General features: G+C 58.6%; 22 protein-coding genes and 1 pseudogene. 17 read left to right on the forward strand and 6 right to left on the reverse strand.

The genetic code is table 11. From position 1 onward, the window contains the following. Positions 1-251: 251 nt before the first annotated feature. From MPN23_RS00005 to MPN23_RS00020, 4 genes and pseudogenes are all read right to left on the reverse strand, one after another. Positions 252-506 (reverse strand): annotated as a pseudogene (locus MPN23_RS00005) (PaeR7I family type II restriction endonuclease); the annotation flags it as partial. A 141-nt stretch (positions 507-647) separates the two neighbouring features. Continuing rightward, entirely contained in the window at positions 648-1,691 is a 1,044-nt protein-coding gene (locus tag MPN23_RS00010) for a tyrosine-type recombinase/integrase (RefSeq protein ID WP_243545428.1), read from the reverse strand. A gap of 257 nt (positions 1,692-1,948) precedes the next feature. Beyond that, positions 1,949-2,404, reverse strand: a complete 456-nt coding sequence (locus MPN23_RS00015; protein WP_243545429.1) for a hypothetical protein — start codon at positions 2,402-2,404, stop codon at positions 1,949-1,951. Between the two features lie 222 nt (positions 2,405-2,626). Continuing rightward, positions 2,627-3,010 carry a hypothetical protein gene (locus tag MPN23_RS00020; protein ID WP_243545430.1) on the reverse strand — a complete coding sequence of 128 codons (384 nt, stop codon included), beginning with the start codon at positions 3,008-3,010 and terminating at the stop codon, positions 2,627-2,629. A 119-nt stretch (positions 3,011-3,129) separates the two neighbouring features. On the opposite strand from MPN23_RS00020, the gene MPN23_RS17125 reads away from it, so the two are divergent. From MPN23_RS17125 to trbJ, 9 genes are read left to right on the forward strand one after another with little or no spacing between them, the layout of a single operon-like run. Next, a complete protein-coding gene (locus tag MPN23_RS17125) occupies positions 3,130-3,327 on the forward strand; it encodes a helix-turn-helix domain-containing protein (RefSeq protein ID WP_424450080.1) in 198 nt (65 codons plus the stop codon). Next, positions 3,311-3,619, forward strand: coding sequence for a TraK family protein (locus tag MPN23_RS00025; protein ID WP_424450081.1), 309 nt, complete (start codon positions 3,311-3,313; stop codon positions 3,617-3,619). Before MPN23_RS17125 ends, MPN23_RS00025 begins: the two co-directional genes overlap by 17 nt. 12 nt (positions 3,620-3,631) lie before the next feature. After that, entirely contained in the window at positions 3,632-4,360 is a 729-nt protein-coding gene (locus MPN23_RS00030) for a nucleotide-binding protein (RefSeq protein ID WP_243545432.1), read from the forward strand. Between the two features lie 10 nt (positions 4,361-4,370). Continuing rightward, a complete protein-coding gene (locus MPN23_RS00035) occupies positions 4,371-4,811 on the forward strand; it encodes a hypothetical protein (protein WP_243545433.1) in 441 nt (146 codons plus the stop codon). Continuing rightward, complete coding sequence (gene trbB / locus MPN23_RS00040) at positions 4,808-5,749, forward strand: P-type conjugative transfer ATPase TrbB (RefSeq protein WP_243545434.1); 942 nt, start codon at positions 4,808-4,810, stop codon at positions 5,747-5,749. Before MPN23_RS00035 ends, trbB begins: the two co-directional genes overlap by 4 nt. Continuing rightward, positions 5,742-6,050, forward strand: coding sequence for a TrbC/VirB2 family type IV secretion system protein (locus MPN23_RS00045; protein WP_243545435.1), 309 nt, complete (start codon positions 5,742-5,744; stop codon positions 6,048-6,050). Before trbB ends, MPN23_RS00045 begins: the two co-directional genes overlap by 8 nt. Then, entirely contained in the window at positions 6,047-6,322 is a 276-nt protein-coding gene (gene trbD, locus MPN23_RS00050) for a conjugal transfer protein TrbD (RefSeq protein WP_243545436.1), read from the forward strand. The genes MPN23_RS00045 and trbD overlap by 4 nt, the downstream gene beginning before the upstream one ends. After that, positions 6,322-8,760 carry a VirB4 family type IV secretion/conjugal transfer ATPase gene (locus tag MPN23_RS00055; RefSeq protein WP_243545437.1) on the forward strand — a complete coding sequence of 813 codons (2,439 nt, stop codon included), beginning with the start codon at positions 6,322-6,324 and terminating at the stop codon, positions 8,758-8,760. The genes trbD and MPN23_RS00055 overlap by 1 nt, the downstream gene beginning before the upstream one ends. Further along, complete coding sequence (gene trbJ / locus MPN23_RS00060) at positions 8,741-9,577, forward strand: P-type conjugative transfer protein TrbJ (RefSeq protein WP_243545438.1); 837 nt, start codon at positions 8,741-8,743, stop codon at positions 9,575-9,577. Before MPN23_RS00055 ends, trbJ begins: the two co-directional genes overlap by 20 nt. Here trbJ and MPN23_RS00065 read toward each other — a convergent pair. Beyond that, positions 9,574-9,798, reverse strand: coding sequence for a hypothetical protein (locus MPN23_RS00065; RefSeq protein ID WP_243545439.1), 225 nt, complete (start codon positions 9,796-9,798; stop codon positions 9,574-9,576). The two genes, trbJ and MPN23_RS00065, sit on opposite strands and share 4 nt — an antisense overlap. A gap of 27 nt (positions 9,799-9,825) precedes the next feature. Between MPN23_RS00065 and trbL the strand changes: the two genes are divergently transcribed. The 3 genes from trbL (at position 9,826) to MPN23_RS00080 (ending at position 12,309) form a co-directional block, all read left to right on the forward strand. Further along, the gene (gene trbL / locus MPN23_RS00070; protein WP_243545440.1) at positions 9,826-10,971 is read left to right on the forward strand and encodes a P-type conjugative transfer protein TrbL; all 1,146 of its coding nucleotides are present in this window, start codon (positions 9,826-9,828) and stop codon (positions 10,969-10,971) included. Between the two features lie 27 nt (positions 10,972-10,998). Beyond that, on the forward strand, positions 10,999-11,334 hold the full coding sequence (locus MPN23_RS00075) for a hypothetical protein (protein ID WP_243545441.1): 336 nt from the start codon (positions 10,999-11,001) through the stop codon (positions 11,332-11,334). A gap of 309 nt (positions 11,335-11,643) precedes the next feature. After that, positions 11,644-12,309, forward strand: a complete 666-nt coding sequence (locus MPN23_RS00080; protein WP_243545442.1) for a VirB8/TrbF family protein — start codon at positions 11,644-11,646, stop codon at positions 12,307-12,309. Positions 12,310-12,315: 6 nt separating this feature from the next. Here MPN23_RS00080 and MPN23_RS00085 read toward each other — a convergent pair whose 3' ends face one another. Further along, on the reverse strand, positions 12,316-12,654 hold the full coding sequence (locus MPN23_RS00085; protein ID WP_243545443.1) for a type II toxin-antitoxin system HicB family antitoxin: 339 nt from the start codon (positions 12,652-12,654) through the stop codon (positions 12,316-12,318). 122 nt (positions 12,655-12,776) lie between these two features. Between MPN23_RS00085 and trbG the strand changes: the two genes are divergently transcribed. The 5 genes from trbG to pilP are packed head-to-tail and all read left to right on the forward strand — an operon-like array spanning position 12,777 to position 17,935. Then, positions 12,777-13,748, forward strand: a complete 972-nt coding sequence (gene trbG, locus MPN23_RS00090) for a P-type conjugative transfer protein TrbG (RefSeq protein ID WP_243545444.1) — start codon at positions 12,777-12,779, stop codon at positions 13,746-13,748. Beyond that, a complete protein-coding gene (locus MPN23_RS00095; protein WP_243545445.1) occupies positions 13,745-14,473 on the forward strand; it encodes a TcpQ domain-containing protein in 729 nt (242 codons plus the stop codon). Before trbG ends, MPN23_RS00095 begins: the two co-directional genes overlap by 4 nt. A gap of 1 nt (position 14,474) precedes the next feature. Continuing rightward, positions 14,475-15,980: a type II secretory pathway component PulD-like protein gene (locus tag MPN23_RS00100; protein WP_243545446.1), complete on the forward strand. Its 1,506-nt coding sequence runs from the start codon at positions 14,475-14,477 to the stop codon at positions 15,978-15,980. A 1-nt stretch (position 15,981) separates the two neighbouring features. Beyond that, positions 15,982-17,217 (forward strand): type 4b pilus protein PilO2, encoded by a 1,236-nt coding sequence (pilO2, locus tag MPN23_RS00105; protein WP_243545447.1) that lies wholly within the window; start codon positions 15,982-15,984, stop codon positions 17,215-17,217. After that, positions 17,204-17,935 carry a type IV pilus biogenesis protein PilP gene (gene pilP, locus MPN23_RS00110; RefSeq protein ID WP_243545448.1) on the forward strand — a complete coding sequence of 244 codons (732 nt, stop codon included), beginning with the start codon at positions 17,204-17,206 and terminating at the stop codon, positions 17,933-17,935. Before pilO2 ends, pilP begins: the two co-directional genes overlap by 14 nt. Positions 17,936-17,938 lie beyond the last annotated feature (3 nt).

A 17,938-nucleotide genomic window follows, 5' to 3' on the forward strand; every position in this document is an offset into this window, starting at 1 on the left:
CTTTTGTTTATCAATTAAAACAATATTTTACGTTTAAATTTGTAGTCAAATTCCGGGCTAAAAACGGCCTTTGTAGTCAGTGTTGTAGTCGAGGTCTATCAGTTCTTTTAGCCAAGTTCATTCTTTAGGAATCAGGCTGGTCCAGGAGCGCGATCGGCAGGGTAGGAAGGCCAACAGCGACAAGCTGTATGGATAGCATCCCACCGTCCCACCCCCTAGGGGCGGGACGGTGGGATGTCTATTTTGAACCCTTATCTAGCGGCTTCTGCCGCCACGTGGCCAGCAAGACTGGCTACAAAGTTTTTAAGCCCTGTTGTTTCAGACATGTCGGAATAATCCCCGGTGTCGATGGATGCTCGAGGCGCAAGGATTATTGATGCGTTTGTGTATAGTTGCTCCTGCATCATTTTTCGGCAAAGGATGTCGTAGCGTTTAGCGTAGGACGCTCCATCGAAGTCTGGAAAGACCGGAAAGTGTGGGGATTTGTCCCTGACTGGTTTTTGAGACTGCGGAGCGTCTGATCCTGCTACAGAGTTGTGGACACGGAATTACACCACTTGACGGGACACAACTCAGGAGAAGTGGATGAGCAGAAAATATTTGGCGTGGCTTGATTCAAAGTGCTGACCCCACTTTGGGGGCGAGTTCTACTTTTTGCTGGGTTCGGCCGAGTCTGTGAAAATGGCTCCGACTTTTTGGATGGCTTCTTGGGTGTCCTTGCTTTGAATGTGGCGGTAGACTTTTGCGGTTGTTGACGGATCGGCATGGCCTGCGAGGTAGGCGGCGGTTGTGAGGTCTACTCCCGCGCTGACGAGATTGGTGACAAAGGCATGTCTGAGGTCATACATTCTAAGGCGGCGTGTGATTCCTGCACGTTCCTTGGCTGCGTTCCATGCCTTTTTTATGCTGGCGACATGCTTTCCCTTGTAGTGGATCAAATAAACGTCCCCATTTGCCTCATCCTCACTTTTCCATTTCCGAAGGTGCGTGAAGAGCTGAGGTGCAATCGGGATCTCTCGCCAAGGCAAGCCGCCTTTTTTGGCCGACGTAACGCGGATTGTTTTGGCTTCCATGTCTACATCGGCCCAGGTCAGCGCCAGCAGTTCCGATTTCCCTGCCCTAATGCCTGTGTATACGGCCAGGAGGATGGCTCGGAAAAGGTGTGGAGGTGCTTGCTCCAATAGCCGTTTCAACTCATTTCGTGAAGGTGGGACGATTACTTCATCTTCACCGCAAGGTACTGGAATGGCGGGGGCGTTTTCAATGTAGCCGTTTTTGGCCGCGCGGTTGAGCAGGGCTCGAAGGAATCCCATGCGTCGTTTGATGGTGTTTGGCTTCAGCCCTCTGTCCTGCAAGGCTTTCAGTGCATCTCGAAGGTCTGATGATGTGAAGAATTCAATAGGCTTGTGTCCGAACAGGGGAATGTATAACTGGTTGACATAATAGAGTTCGTTTTGAGCGGTTTCCGGTTTGAGCATTCTTAAATGTTCGACAGCAAGCTCTCGAAAGGTTGGGGAGGTGCCTACTATTGGGCTGACCCCCATGTCCTTGCGTTTCTTTTTGGCTCGATACTCCAAGGCAAGGGCGTCTGCTTCGGATCGGGTTTTTGCCTTGAAAGTCAAAACGCGTCCCGTGTCCCGCTCGCGTACGGTTACGTACCACCACTGTGATCCTTTTTTTTGAAAAGCCACGAATTATCCCGACTTGGGTTACGAAAATATTTCATCGACGGAAATGGATCTGGCTTTTCGGGAGCCGGGTATGATCAGATATCTATCCGGTTCAGCCATGAAGTCATCGAGGATCGACGCTGCGTAGCACCGTTCTGTCGGCCCGTGAGTCGGAATATGATATCTCTTTCGCCAGCGATCAAATTCACGAGTCGAGATGCCACAATAGGCGGCGGCTCTTTGTCTTGAAAAAAAAGGTCCTTTGATCTGCGGCATACTCAACCTGCCTTGTTTGGCTCCTGTGCTTTTGGGCGAAGCTCCAAATCATCCAGTAGGACCGGGCGGTCCTTGAAGAATATCCAGACTCTCCATTCGTTGTTGGCGTCCCTGAAAGGATGGGTGCGCGTTCGTGTTGCCATCGGGGGATCGGCGATCTCCTCGGGGTAGTAGGTCACGGGTGTGTGAGGGGCGAGGTCGGGCTGAAGGGACGGGGTGTCCTTTTGGATGCCGAGTCCGGCTCGCAGGTGATCCATGACCAGTGCGGTAATTCCTTTCAGAGTGAAATAGCTTCGGCCTTCGTCCTTGCGGACAACCCACGTTTCCCCTTGCATGACCCGCCAGCGGCCTTCCGGGCCGTCCCAGAGTTCAGCAGGAAAGAAGGACAGTTTCGGTGTCCCGTATTTCCCCTTGAACTTCGGGAGGGTTGCGCATGGAGTGTGTCTGGTTGTCGGCATTGTCTTACCTTGTTCTGTGTCTTGGAAAACAAGGTTAATTCTAAAAAGAATCAAAGGTCAAGAATTTTAATTCTAATTAGAATTAAAAAAAGACATAAAAAAATAGGAGAGGGGCGAAAGGAGTTTTCCCCAAGAGGGGGGGTAGGGGTGTTTGAGGGTGAAAGTAGGGTAATTATAACTGCATTTTATGCCGATTGGGCGACTTGCCGCCTTTTAACAATCTTAAATTGCTTGTCGTCTTTCTTGCTTGGGTTCGGCCTGCTCATTTTTTTCGAATTCTATCTTGAGTGCCTTGAGTGCGAAATCTTTTATGGCTTCTTCTGGGGCTTTCTTTGCTCTCAGGTCCGCAATGTGTGCATCCAGCAATGCAGCCTCGGGAGTGCGATATTGAGGCCCCTCCTTAGCTTCTCCTGGGAAGGTGAAGCCAATCCCAAGCTTGTCAAATAATTCGCAGATCGTGTCAATTCTCGGACATGATTTGCGGTTCATCATCTTGGAAAGTGTTGACTGTGAAAAGTCGATGGAAGTTGCCATCGCAGTAACGCTTCCATACTCGCGGATTGCGAGCTCCCTAAGCCCTTCAAGTAGCTTGTCATAGTTTTTCATATCCCTCGCATATCTATATGAAGGAATCTTGTCACAGTCGAATTAGAATTGTTTTGTTGACAAAAGAATTCTAGTTGGAATATCTAAGACTCATGAACATACGAGAAGATCTTCAAAAAATGCTGACTGAAAGTGGTTGGAGTCAAACAAACCTCGCTAGGGCCAGCCAAGTACCTCAGTCAACAATATCCAAAATTTTGAATGGGGCAAGCAAGGGCATTCATAGCTCCACCTTGGAAAAGCTGTGGCCATACCTCTACGGAGATCAACGCCCTCACTCAAAGAAAAAGTCGGGAGGGGATCGTGCAAAAGGATAGAGGTTTCGCACGAGTCGAGTTCATCGCGAATCAGCCTGAGATTCTGGAGCAGCTCCGGAAAGGGCATACGCGGCGGGCGGTTTATGACGAACTGGCCAGCAAGGGGAAAATCACGATGAGCTATCAGCGGTTCTGTCATTACGTGAGCGGGAAGGGAAGAACAAAAAGAGTTTCCGTGCAGCCCGTGGTTTCGATTGAATCGACCTCCGTTTCCGCTTCTTCATCCAAGCCCTTCGATCACAACAACCAGGTTACCGAGGAGACGCGTCATCGTCTTCTTGGTGACGAGTAAAGGAGTACGTTCATGGCGACCATCAACATGATTCTGCAGGGAAAGGGCGGTGTCGGGAAGAGTCTGGCTGCCGGGCTGCTGTCCCAGTATTTTCTGGAAGCTGGGCGGAAGACCGTCTGCATCGACACCGATCCCGTGAATGCCACGCTGGCCGGATATCGGGCGCTCGACGCCATTGCACTGGACATCATGAACGGGGGCGACGACGTGGATCCGCGCCAGTTCGACCGGCTGGTGGACGCCATCGTGACCCTGCCCGAGGACACGCAGGTCGTGGTGGACAACGGTGCGGCGACCTTTCTGCCGTTCTGCTCCTATCTGGCGGAAAACGCGGTGTTCGACGTGCTGCACGACTCCGGCCAGACCGTCCGGCTGCATAGCGTGGTCACTGGCGGTCAGGCCATTCTGGACACGCTGAACGGACTGGATTCCCTGATCACGAATTTCGAGGGAAAACCGCTCTATGTCTGGCTCAATCCGTTTTTCGGACCCATCACCAGCAACGGCAAGCCCTTCGAGGAATTCCCGGTCTTCCGCGACCACATGTCGAGCTTCGAGGCCGTGATTCGGCTGCCGAACAAGCGCAAGGAGACCTTTGGCCGCGATCTGGAAAATCTGTTGGCGGACCGCCTGAGCTTTACCGAGGCCCTGACCGGGGATCGGTATTCCATCATGGTCCGGCAGCGGCTGCGGATGATGTGGCGCGAAATCCGCGCGGAACTGGACAAGGCCAATCTGTAGGCGGTGCGCCGTGGACAAGCAGAAAGACCCTTTGGCTCCGTACAGGCTCACTCCGGACCGGATTCGCGACCTGCTGGCGGAACAGCATGACGTGCTGCTGGGCAAGGATGATCCCATCCTCATGTACGTGACCCTGCACAACGCGTTTCTGGATCAGTACGACGGCGTGCTGGACAGGCATGGTCAGGAACTGGCCACGTTTCTGAAAAAGCTGGCTCGCCAATACTCCAATGAATTGAAGGGACACCGGCAGGCCATCCTCGGCAAGGCCGTGCGCGTCAGCTCCGAACACACCATTCAGGAAATCGCGGCCCACAAGAGCGGCATGGACACGCTTCTCGGCGAGATGAAGCGGCACGAGCGGCATCTGCGGCTCTACACGTTCGCGTGCGCGGTCCTGACCCTGTGCTCCGGAATACTCGTGACTACGCTGATCGTGGGGGCGCAATGATTGACGAACGTCTGCGCAGAAGCCTTGAGCACAGTCTCGGTCCGGTGATCATGGACGCACTGGCCGACCCGAACGTGGTGGAGATTTTCGTGAATCCCGACGGGCGGCTCTGGGTGGAACGTCTGGGGGAACCCATGAAGGTGGTGGGGGAGATGTCCGCCGTGGACACCGCGCGCGTGATTTCGCTCATCGCCAGTTCGCTCGAGGAATCTGTGGCCCGGGAGAATCCCATCGTGGAAGGGGAGCTGCCCCTTGATGGAAGCCGATTCGAAGGGCTGCTGAATCCCGTGGTGCCGCGTCCCATCTTCAACATTCGCAAGAAGGCGGACCGGATTTTCACACTGGCGGAATACGAAAATGCCCACATCATGTCTCCCGCGCATCACTGGGAAATCCGGTGCGCCATCGAGAGCCGGAAGAACATTCTGGTCGTGGGCGGCACCGGCTCGGGCAAGACCACGCTGGTCAACGGCATCATCGATTCCATTTCCGACATGTGTCCCGGGGATCGGCTCGTGGTGATCGAGGATACCTGCGAGTTGCAGAGCTCCGGGGAAAACACGGTGTTTCTGCGTTCCACCACGTTCGTCCCCATTGCCACGCTGGTGCGCGCCACCATGCGGCTTCGGCCCGACCGGATTCTGGTCGGCGAAGTGCGCGGGGGCGAGGCTCTGGAATTGCTCAAGGCATGGAACACGGGCCATCCCGGCGGCGTGGCCACGGTGCATGCGAATTCCGCGCGTGGCGGTCTGTTCCGGCTGGAACAGCTTGTGGCCGAGGCGTCCAGATCGCCCATGCCCTCGCTGATCGGCGAGGCCGTGGATCTGGTCGTCTTCATCCGTCGCACACCGACCAGCCGCAAGGTGGCCGAAGTGGTGCGGGTCTCCGGCTTCGATGCCGTCAGCCGGAAGTACATTTTGGAGTTTGTCGATGCGTAAAACGATTCTGCTTGCCGCGCTGATCGCGGCCTGTCTGCTGCCCGAAGCGGCTTTGGCTTCCAACGGCATTTCCGAGTTCAACAGTCCGTTTGAAGCCGTGGTCGGCACGATCACCGGTGATGTAGGCCGGTACTTTGCCATCGCGGCCATGGCCGTCTGCGGCGTGACGTTCATCTTCAAGCGCGAGGAGGTTTCCGGTGCCTTCAAGATGCTGCTCGGCGTGGTGTTCGGAATCTCGTTCATCGCGTTTGCCGCGTCCATCGTGGACGGAGTTTTCGTCTTTACCGGAGCGTTGGTATGAGGCGCATTCCGATCCACCAATCCCTGCTGCGGCCCGCTCTGATTCTGGGCGCGGAGCGTGACCTGCTTCTGTGTTCGGGCCTGCTCGCCCTGCTGGTCGGGGTAGGGGGCTTCACCCTGTATTCCGCTCTGGCCGGCTTCCTGTTCTGGGTCGCGGCCTCGTTCGTGCTCCGGCGCATGGCCAAGCATGATCCGGTGATGTCCAAGGTCTGGCTGCGCCATGTCCGGCAGCAGGAATTCTATCCGGCCCGGTCCACCTTCTGGAGGTTATGATGTTGCATCTCACGGACTATCGGGAAAACGCCAAGGGCTTGCCGGATCTGCTTCCCTATGCCGCCATGCTCGACAACGGCGTGGTGCTCTGCAAGGACGGCTCGTTTCTGGCGGCCTGGGAATTTCGTGCTCAGGACACGGCTTCTTCCACTGACGAGGAACTGGCGTTCGTGAGCGAGCGCGTGAATCAGGCGTTCAAAAACATGGATTCCGGCTGGATGTGCCATGTGGACGCGCTGCGCACGCCTGCGGACGGGTACCCCGAACCGGGACTGAGTCATTTCCCGGATTGCGTGACCCGAACCATCGACAATGAACGGCGGCTGACCTTCGAGACCTGCGGCGCGTACTACGCGACCCGCACGGTCCTGAGTCTGACGTATCGCCCCGAACTGACCACGGAAAAGCTGAACCGGCTGGTCTACACCAACAATCGGGCAACATCGGAAAATCCGCTGACCAAGCATCTCTCCGTGTTCAAGACCCGGTGTCTGGAGCTGGAAGACGCTCTGGCGTCGGTCATGCGGCTGGAACGCCTCGGGGAAACCGAATTTCAGGACGAGCATGGCGTGACTCAGGTGCGTTCCGCGCTGCTGTCCTACCTGCAGGAATGCGTGACCGGAACGGTGCAGCCCGTGAACCTGCCGCAAACGCCCATGTATCTGGACGCTGTTCTGGGCGGCGTGGATCTGGTCGGCGGACTGGCTCCGCGCGTGGACGGCCGGGAACTGGCCGTGCTGTCGCTGGACGGTCTGCCTCTGGAAAGCTGGCCCGCCATGTTGTCGGCGCTGGAAGGGCTGCCTCTGGCCTCGCGCTTCTGCTCCCGGTTCATCTTCATGGATCAGGTGGACGCGCTCAAGGAACTGGATCGGTACCGCAAGACATGGCGGCAGCAGGTCTTCCGGATTTTCGACGCCATGTTCAACAATCCCAATGCCCGGGCCAACCGGGACGCACTGCGCATGTCCGAGGATGCGGAAGAGGCCATTGCCGCTGTGCAGGGCGCACAGGTCGGAGCCGGATTCTACACCTCGTGCATCGTGCTTATGCACGAGGACGCGAATCTGCTTCGGGACTGGACGCGCGAGCTGCGGCGGGAAATCCAGTCCCTGGGCTTCGGGTGCCGGATCGAGAACGTGAACGCGCTTGAAGCGTGGCTGGGCACGCATCCCGGCAACTTCTTTGCCAATGTCCGTCGCCCCATGATCAATACCCTGAATTTTGCCGACCTCCTTCCGCTTGCCTCCATATGGCCCGGCCGGGAAACCAATCCATCCCCCCTTTTCCCGGTCGGGTCGCCTCCCCTGATGCAGTGTGCCACGGACGGGGCCACCCCGTTCCGGCTGAACCTGCATGTGGGCGACCTCGGGCATACCCTGATCTTCGGTCCCACGGGCGCGGGCAAGAGTACGCTGCTCGGAATTCTCGCGGCCCAGTTCCGGCGTTATGCCGGGGCCACGGTGTTCTGCTTTGACAAGGGCCGGTCCATGTACGCGCTGTGCAAGGCGGTCGGCGGCACGCATTACGACGTGGGCTCCGAATCGGACGAGCTGGCCTTCTGCCCGTTGCAGCATGTGGATTCCGAGGCCGAGCAGGGCTGGGCAGAGGAATACGTCGGCAATCTGGTCGCGCTTCAGGGCGTGGACGTGCTGCCGGCGCATCGCAACGCCATGCATCAGGCCATGCTTCTGCTGCGCGAATCGCCTGCGGACATGCGGTCCCTCACGGACTTCTATCATCTGCTTCAGGATCAGGAGCTGCGCGCCGCGCTGGAACACTACACCACGCAGGGAGCCATGGGGCGGCTGCTGGATGCCCAGACCGACACCATGAACCTTTCGGACTTCATGGTCTTCGAGCTCGAGGAACTCATGAACCTCGGGGAAAAGAACCTGATTCCGGTGCTGCTGAACATTTTTCATCGCATGGAGTCCCGCCTCCACGGCCAGCCCGCGCTGCTGGTGCTGGACGAGGCGTGGATCATGCTCGGGCACCCCGTGTTCCGGGCCAAGATCCGGGAATGGCTCAAGGTCATGCGCAAGGCGAACGTGGCCGTCGTGCTGGCCACGCAATCCCTTTCCGACGCCGTGGACTCCGGCATCTTCGACGTGCTGGTGGAATCCTGTCCGACCAAGATCCTGCTGCCCAATCTGGCGGCGCGTCAGGATCGGCAGGTGGGTTTGTATCAGGGCATGGGCCTGAATTCCCGACAGATCGACATCGTAGCCCAGTCGGTTCCCAAGCAGGACTACTACGTGATTTCCCCGGAAGGGCGGCGGCTCATCAGCCTTGCGCTGGGACCGCTCGCGCTTTCGTTCGTGGGTGTTTCGGACAAGGAGAGCATTGCGGAAATCCGCAAGCTGGAGGCCGAGTTCGGCCGCAAATGGCCCGAGGAGTGGGTGAGACTGAGGAGGTCGCATGCATCGTTTCGCAAGTAGATGGATGGCCGCAATCGGCCTGATGGTTCTGGTCGTCGTGTGCGTGGTGTTCGGTCCGGAGCGGAGCGGTGCGCGCACCGTGTACTGCGTGAACTGCTCCAACCGTTTCGTTCAGTCCCTTGAGCGCGCCACCAGCGTGGAACAGCTCGCCACGATCATGGATCAGTACTCCGAGGATGTGATGCAGACCGAACAGCAGGTGATGATGGTCAAGCAGAACATCGAGCAGCTCGCCTACATGCTCAAGAACACCAAGACCTTGAATCGCTACACCCTGCGCAGCCTGCAGAACCGCTTCAGGCGGCTGGGTCGTCTGGTGGGCAAGGTCAGTCGCCAGAAGGGTGAGGTGGAAGTGCTGGAGGACGTGTACCGCACCACATACCCGAACTACGGGGACGTGAAGGGACTGGTCTGGAAGGACACGCCCGAGGACGCAGCCGAACGTCAGCGGCGTTGGAAGGATTGGTCCGAACGTGTGGATCAGGCCACCATGGCCACGTTCCGGCTCTCCGGCAGCCAGCTGTCCGAGATAGCGGATTCGGACGCCTTCGACGCCCATGTGCAGAAGCTGCTCAACGATCCCGAAGGCCGCATGGAAGCCCTTCAGGCCGCAAACCAGCTGGCCGCGCTTCAGATCAGCGAGACCCGTTCCCTGCGTGCGCTTCTGGCCTCGTCAATCCAGCAGAATTCGCAGGTTGACAGCAAGCAGGAAAAGGAAAGCCAGACGTCCCATGAAGAATGGAAGACTCTGTTTTCACATACGTTGGACGATGTGAAGATGGAAAAGATGCGCCCCGGGCCGTCAAACCAATTCTAGAACTGATTGGAAGGAGTCTTTTTGGGATGTTTCTTTGCTTCTTCAAGAGACTTTTTAAGTCGATCAGCCCCAATGAGATCTTTCCATTCCTCCTGCGTCATTTCCTTTTGTGTTGTCATTTCCTCGGCAGGAGCATTTGAAGACGGTGGATTTTGATCTGTATTCGTGCAGCCAAATATCAAAAGAAGCAATGCGGCAGAGCAAACCAGTTTTTTTAACATTGAAATTCTCCTTTTGCGAGTAATGCCATGATAAACAAAAGAAGTAAAAAGGTCTATATAATAGTTTCTTTTGCTGCCGTTTTGTTGGTTCTGTTTTCTCAGGATTCCTTGGGGGCTGAGGGAACACAAGATACAGAAATTCTGACTACCATAGCTGAAAATGTGCAACGAAAGGCATCTACTTGGTTCCCGGTGCTTCAGTCGTATGCGCTTTCCCTCTTTCGAATCCTTCTCATCCTTGATGTGGCGTGGATGGGCATTCGTCTTGCCCTGAAAAAGGCGGAATTGAGTGAAGTCCTCGTGGAATTCGTTCGGCTGCTGATTTTTGCCGGGTTCATGTACGCCTTGGTGATTTACTACAAGGTGTGGGCGAATTCCATAATTGGCGGCTTGGGAAACATTGCTGTGGGACTGGGGGCACCCCTTTCGGAGCCTAGCGCAATTTTTGCGGCCGGGCTGGAACTCGTATCCAGAGTGTGGGGCAAAATCACCATAATGGCCCCAGCAAATTCCACCGGGCTGATTTTCTGTGCCCTGATCATCTGCATCACGTTTGCCCTGATTGCGGCGCAGGTGCTGCTTGTCAAATGTGAAGCCTACATAGTCCTGAATGCCGGAGCCATTCTGCTCGGCTTTGGCGGTTCCCAGTTCACCAAGGACTACGCAATCAATTTTATCCGCTATTCGTTGGGAGTGGCCGTGAAGCTGTTCGTCATGCAGCTTCTGGTCAGTCTTGGCATGGAGTTCATCAGTGAATTTCGGACAGCGCAAATTACTTTTGATGAACTCATGGTCGTCATCGGCGGTTCCATCGTCCTCCTCGCTCTCACCATGTCCATCCCGGACATCGTTTCCGGCATCATCAACGGTTCCCACGTTTCCACAGGGCAGGCCATCACTTCCGCGACCACTGCCGTGGCCACGGGCAGCATGGCAGCGTTCGCCGGGGCGAAGTCCGGAGCCATAGGCGGAACCAATCTGGTCAAGGCTTTTAGAGGCTCGAACGATCTTGCAAACGAGGCGGGGCTTACGGGAGGCGACAAGGTCAAACACATGGCTGGCACCATGCATAAGGCATTTGGCTCTGCAAGAACTCCGGGCAAGACGGATCGGATCAACAGCGCGGTTCAGGCGCAATTCGAATCATTCAAGATGGATCAGGAAGGGAAGTGACGCATCTTCCAAAGGAGAAATGTTGTTATGAAGCGGTTCCTCTCTTGGTTGTTGGAATTATGTGAAGAAGAACATTCTCTTCAAAATGCAATTGTGAAAGTTGTTGGTTTGGCATGGTGTTTTGGTGAGGTAGGCCCCCTGCAAAACGGAGCATTCATTACTATCGCTTACTGCTTGCTTTTCTATTTAGTGTTTAGAATTCCATGTGGAGTAGAGTTCTTCAACGAATACGCCGCAGCCGAAAAGGCAAAGATGGTTCTGGTGTTTTATTTGGGAGCAATATTTCTTTTCATATTTATATCTATACTGTTTCCTTTCCATGATGAAGTTTTTTTATCTATATTTTGTGAGACATCCAAGTAATGCGTAGGCCAGCTCTGAAATCGCATAAAAAACAACGAAGATACAAAAAATGAATTTTATAGCAGATTTAATCATCAAAACCTCTTTTGTTGGAGTTTGAAGATGAATCAGACGTCACGAATATATTTCTCTGGAAGTGTTCCATTTTTGGAAGAACTTTCAGTTTTGGTCATTTTTGTTGATTACTGCATTCATCTTGCCTTTCCAAGATGGGGCAATTCTTTCATGGCTGCTGGATTCACTTTCTACGGATTCGTGAAGGTCTTCAGGCGGATATCATTTTTCAACGGCAACTAGCTGGAAGAAGCAATGAGCAAACAGATCGAGAATCCCTATCTTGCCGGGCGCGAGGAATGGCTGGAGCGGTACGGCAGCTACATCCGGAGCCGGAATCTGTGGCGCATGTTCGCGTTCGGGTGTCTGACCGTGGCCGGGCTGTCCATTGCCGGCAACGTGGTGCAGGCCACGCGCAATCGGGTGGTCCCCTATGTCGTCGAGGTGGACAAGCTGGGCAATGCCCGAGCCGTGCAGCGCGCCGAGGCAATCGGCGAGATTCCTGATCGCGTGATTCAGGCCGATCTGGCGCGGTTCGTGACCAACTGGCGCACCGTGACTGCTGATCTGGGACTCCAGAAGCGCATGGTGACCCGGCTGTCCGCCTATGTGGCGGGTTCGGCCAAGGGCATGATCCGGGAATGGTTCATGGGCAACAATCCCTATGAGCGCGCCAAGGATGTTCTGGTGGAAGTGACCATTGCGGGCATCCCGCTGCCTGTCAGCGATTCCAGCTGGCGCATCGAGTGGGCCGAGACCGTGCGCAGCCATGCCGGCACCACCCTGAGCCACACCCGTTACGAAGCCACCCTGACCGTGGCCGTGCATCCCCCGAAAACGGATCGACAGATCATCAGCAATCCCGCCGGAGTCTTTGTCACGGGCCTGTCCTGGGCAGAGCTGCTCGGCCAGAAGGGGTAGGCGATGTCAGCGAAGTTCCTGAGCGTTGCGGGTGAGCGTGTCCACAATCCACGCGTTGAGGCTCTTGTCATTTGCTCTGGCAAGGGAGGCGAACAGCTTGTGCTGTTCCGGATCCATCCGCAGGGTGAGCTTTCCGGAAAACGGCTTTTCCGGCTCGATGCCCAACTCCTTGCATGTATCAAGGTATTCCCTGACCGAAACGGCGAACTCCTTCCTCAGCTCGTCCGTGGTCTTTCCGTAAAAGGTGATGGTGCTCTTGGTGTTCACCACCTCTCCGAAAAACGAATCGATTTCAGCCCGGTAGCTGATGTGCGCCTGATATCGGCCATGCTTCATGAGCGACATGGTCTTTCCTCCTTGCGCTGCAGGGCGTGCAACGCTTCAGCAATTTTCCCCACGGAAAACGTGGTGTCATTTTTTGGTGTCAAGGACAAGCGGAATCGCGTTTTAGCTGCTGGAGAAATCATATGAAGATTTTGCCTTTGATTCTCATGGGATCGCTGTTCGCAATCCCGGCCCATGCGGCACCGCCGCCCAAGGATGCGCCGGGACTGCTGAACAAGGTGTTCATCTCGCGCGAGGCTCCGGATCCGGAACAGGTCGAGGAGCAGGATGTGGTGGTGGAACTGCCGCCGCTGCCCGAGCCGGAATACATCAGTTCGAAGCCCGTGAAGCTGACCGACAAGGAGCGCAAGGCCCTGAGCATGGCCACGGAATGGAAGGACCGGAAGGTGAATCCGGTCATGCATCCGGGCGGCAAGGTCGTCTACGTGTTCGGCGCAACCATGCCTTCCATCGTGTGCGCGCCGCTCAAGACCTCGGATCTGGAACTGCAGCCCGGGGAGAACGTGAACGACGTGATCGTGGGCGACACGGCGCGCTGGGTGGTGACCGTGGGCCGGTCCGGACATTCGGAAGGCGAGAGCACGCACCTCGTGTTCAAGCCGCTGGATGCGGGACTGGAAACCACGGCCGTGATCACCACGGACCGCCGCACCTACCATGTCCGGCTGGTCTCGGATCGCAAGGGCCACACTCCCTACGTGGGGTTCGTCTATCCCGAGGACCAGCAGCAGGCGTTGCGCGAACAGCTCAGGCGCAAGGAGCGCAAGCAGAAGTGGGAGACCACGGAAGTGGCGGGAACGCCGGTGAAGCTGTCGGCCCTGGACTTCAACTACCGCATCGTGGGCGAGGCCGAATGGAAGCCCCTGCAGGTCTACAACGACGGATTGCACACCGTGATCCGCCTGCCCGAGACCGTGCGCCAGAACGAATACCCGGTGCTGCTCGTGGAGCGGGCCGGGGAACGCACTCTGGTCAACTACCGGGTGCACGGCACGAGCATGGTCGTGGACGGCGTGTTCCGCAAGGGGCTGCTGTTGACCGGCGTGGGCAAGGCCCGGACCAAGGTGGAAATTCAAAGGATGGTGGAAGAATGAGACGTGCTGTTCTGCTGGTGGCGCTCATGTTGCTGGGCGGCTGCGCCACGCTTGGACAATGGTTTTCCCACGAGGGCCGGGCCGCTGCTCCGGTCGAGGATTCGGCTCTGGCCGATCTGGCGGACAAGGCCGGCCTGAAACTGGCCTCGCATTATCCCCCGGGCCGTACCCGGCTGAGCTTTTCCCAGCATGAGGATGGATTCGGCAGGCTGTTCGAGGACTCGCTGCGGCGGCAGGGCTTCACCCTGACGGAAGAGGGCGGAGGCAACCTCGGCGTGTCGTTCGTGCTGGACAGTCTGGGCGAGGAACAGGCCGGGCAGGGCAGCGCGCTCTGGTACCTGCTGGTGCGCGTGTCGGACGGATTCAGCTTCGGTCGGGTCTATGCCCTTGGCGAGGCCGGCTATTCCCCTGTCGGCGTCATGACCCAGACCCCGGCGTTCTTTGCGCAGAAGGATGCGGGCGAGCCCGTGCCCACGCGACCGGCCGAGGAATGGCGGATCAAGCCGGGCAGTCTGAGATACCAGCTCGCAGCGTGGTGCGGCCGGGCCGGATATCAGCTGGTCTGGAAGGCGGAACACGATTTCACCATGCAGGTGAACGCGATTTTCCGGGACTCGTTCACGGGCGCGTCCCAGCGGCTGTTTTCGCGCATGCACCAGACCGGTGTGGGGCTTCGCGCGACCATCTATCAGAACAACCGGGTCCTGGAAGTCGTGGAGGACTGACATGCGCGCATTCATCTTTCTTCTGGCGTTGATGGCAGCCTGCGCCCCGGTTCGTCCGCACGTGGACGACAGGGACGTGGAATCCCGGGCCGAACAGCTGCATCAGCTGGCTCGCGCCCGGACCGTGCAGATCGTGCAGGGACCGTACCTCGGCGCGATTCCTGTGGAGATCCGCGAGCAGGAACTGCCTGCGGTGTTTTCCCGGCGCGTGACCCTGCGCGGCTCCGGCACCATCGAGGAGCTGACCGGCCGTCTGGCATCCATCCTGAACATGCGCGTGCGGGTGGACAATCCACCTGCTGCAGCGGGTCCGGACATGGCTCCGGGTAGGGAGCCGGGCGCGGCCAGCGGAGTCCTTTCGGTGCGGTACGACGGCCCGGTGTCCGGCCTGCTGGATACGCTGTCGAGCCGTTCCGGGCTTGGCTGGGAATACGAGCGGGAGACCGGACAGGTGGTGTTCTCCAGGGTGCAGAGCCGGGTGTTCACGCTCCTGACCGCGCCGGGCAAGGTCCGGTACGAATCGGACATCACCAACCGGAGCCGGGGCGCGCAGTCCAGTTCCCAGTCCATCAGCGGCGTTGGCCAGACCGTGAATTCGAGCAATGACGTGCACCGCACCTCCCAGACCAGCCGCACCACCTACGAGGCCGATGCCTGGGCCGATGCGGAAAAGGACATCCGGGCCATGCTGTCGCCTGCGGGCGTGGCCGTGGCCAACCGTTCGGCCGGCACCGTGATGGTCACGGACACCCGGGCCGTGCTGCACCGGGTCGAATCCTACGTGACGCGCATCAATGCCAAGCTGTCGCGTCAGGTGGCGCTGGCCGTGCGCGTCTGGGCCATCGAGGTGGCGGACGATTCCGATCTGGGTCTGGACCTGCAGGCCGCGTTCAAGGACGCCAACCTGCAGATTTCCACCACCCCGGGGTCGGCCTACAACGCTCTTGACGGTGTGGGCTCCCTGTCCGCCGCCATCGTGAACAAAAGCTTTTCCGGGTCGCAGGCCGTGCTGCAGGCGCTTCGTCGCGTGGGGCGGACCACTCTGGTCACGTCCAGCACGGGCATCACCATGAGCAACCAGCCCATGCCCATTCAGGTCATGGACCGAAACAGCTATCTGGCGTCGGTCTCCTCGACCACGGACGATTACGGCAAGACCACGGAAATGACGCCGGGCGAGGTGTCCACGGGCTTTGCCATGACCGTGGTGCCGCACATTCTGGACGGCCGCCGGGTCATTCTCCAGTACAATGTCTCGCTGTCCTCTCTGGACAAGCTGGACGAGTTTGCGTCCGGAGACACGAGCATCCAGCTGCCCCAGATATCCACGCGGAGCTTCAGCCAGCGCGTTCGGCTCAAGATGGGCCAGACGCTGGTGCTGGCCGGTTTCGAAAAGGAGAAGCACACGCGGTCCGGCGGGGCGAGTCTGCTGTCCATGGGCCGAAGCCGTCAGGTGGCGCGCACCGTGCTGGTGATCACCATCGACGTGGAAAACCCGGAGGCCTGACATGCGACAGATTCGCATAGGCCGTCGGAAATACGTTGCCGGGCTGTGGTGGCAGATCGCGGATTCGGCCCGGCCGAGCCGCAAGGCCGTGCTGGCCGAGGCACGCGAGCGGGCCGCTTCCTTTGACGATGCGCAGTACGACTGCGTTGTGGTGCACGGCCGCCAGTTCGGGCTTGGGGAATCCGGCGGAAACATTCCGACCGGGATTTCCCTTGCCAGTGCTCTGCTGGATCGCGGTCCGGCCACATGGATCGGACTGTTCCGTCTGGCCGAGGACTGCTGGTGGGTGTGCGCGGTGAACAGCGGCAGCATTGCCGGCGACGGCGATCATGCGGCCGCGACCGAGGAGGATGCCCGGGCGCGCATGGCGGACCTGCAGGCCCTGACCGACTGGGGAACCGAGGTGGAGTGCCTGACCGTGGAGGAAAGCCAGCAGCATCTGGCCTCGCTGGTGCATGGCGGCAGGCCGGTCATGCCCATTCAGGGCCGGTCCAGGCTCATTCCCGCCACGCTGGTGGTTCTGGCGGCGGTCTTTGCTGCTCTGGCACTGTACGGTCTGGACCGTCATCAGGATTTTCAGGCCCGCGAACAGGCCCGGGCTGCAGTGGAGCGGGCACGGCTGGCCAGTCAGGCCCGGCAGCGCGCCCTGCAGGAGAACCCGGGCCGGCATTTCCCGCAGCCGTGGACAACGCGGCCCGGTGCCGGACAGTACGTGTCCGCGTGCATGGCGCATTTCCTGAACCTGCCCCTGTTCGACGCGGGCTGGGAACTGACGCGCGTGGAATATTCGGACGAGTCCGTCACGATCTTCCGCAAGCACCAGCCGGGCGCATCCTTCACGACCCTGCCTCATGGGGCATCCCTTGACCGCAACCCGGCCGTGTGCGTGGCCACGGAATCCCTTTCCGGCCTGACTCCGCGTGCCGAAAATCCTCTTGCCATGACCGGCGAGGCCTCGGCGCGCTTCTACGAGCTGACCCGCATGGTGGCGGGCAAGGCCAGAACCGTGAATTTCGATCCGCCGCTCAAAAAGACGCTGGAAAACGGTGCCGAACCCGTGGCCGTGCTGTGCCCGTGGGTTCGCGGCGGCTGGTCCCTGTCTTCGGTCAATCCGTCGGCTGCGGCGGATCCCGCATTTTCTGCCGCGCTCCGGGCCATCCCCGGTCTGGTGGTCACGCGCCTGGAAGCGGCTCCCGAACAACTGACATTGGAGGGTGATCTGTATGCCAGGCAATAGAATGCTGTGCCTTTGCATGGCCGCTCTGCTGGCGGTTCCGTGCCCGGCTCCGGCTGGTGGAACGGATTCCGATCCGGACAGGGGCGCGGACCTGCCGCTTGTGACCATGCCCGCTTCCGCGAAACCGGGCAAAGGGGAACTGCCCCCTGAAAAGGAGGCTGATGCCTTGCAGGACAACACGGCCCCAGCGCCGGACAAGGACACGGCCGGGACAAAGGCGGATGCGGACAAGCCGTCCGCGACCGATCCGGAAAAGCCCGGACAGGAGGACTCCAAGGTGAAGACTCCGGATTCTCCGACCAGTCCCGATGTCTCGGCAAGGTCCGACGCGGATCGGACCGAAGTCGAGCAGGGCAGCGTGGCGGATTTCACGGCGCTGCGCACGAAGCTGGAACGGCTCAAGCTGCAGGTGGCCATCGAGGAGCAGGAACGCCGGTTGAACAAGACCGGGAAGGCTGCGGCACCGAAGCGCGGGACGAGCGGATTTGCGCAGAGTCCCGACGTGGTGGTGTCCCGGCCTGCGCCGGCCCGGCCCCGGGTGGTTTCCATTCAGGGCGTGGACGGCAGGCTGACCGCGACCCTGTACCGGGCCGGGACCGGATTTCTGGACGTACGCGCCGGAGACCGGGCCATGGGCGGCCGCGTGGTGTCGGTCGGGCCGGATCGTGTTGTCATGCGGCTCGGCGGCAGGAACGTGACGCTGGGATTCAGGGAGTAACGC

It is taken from the genome of Pseudodesulfovibrio tunisiensis (genome assembly GCF_022809775.1).
Lineage (GTDB): Bacteria > Desulfobacterota > Desulfovibrionia > Desulfovibrionales > Desulfovibrionaceae > Pseudodesulfovibrio > Pseudodesulfovibrio tunisiensis.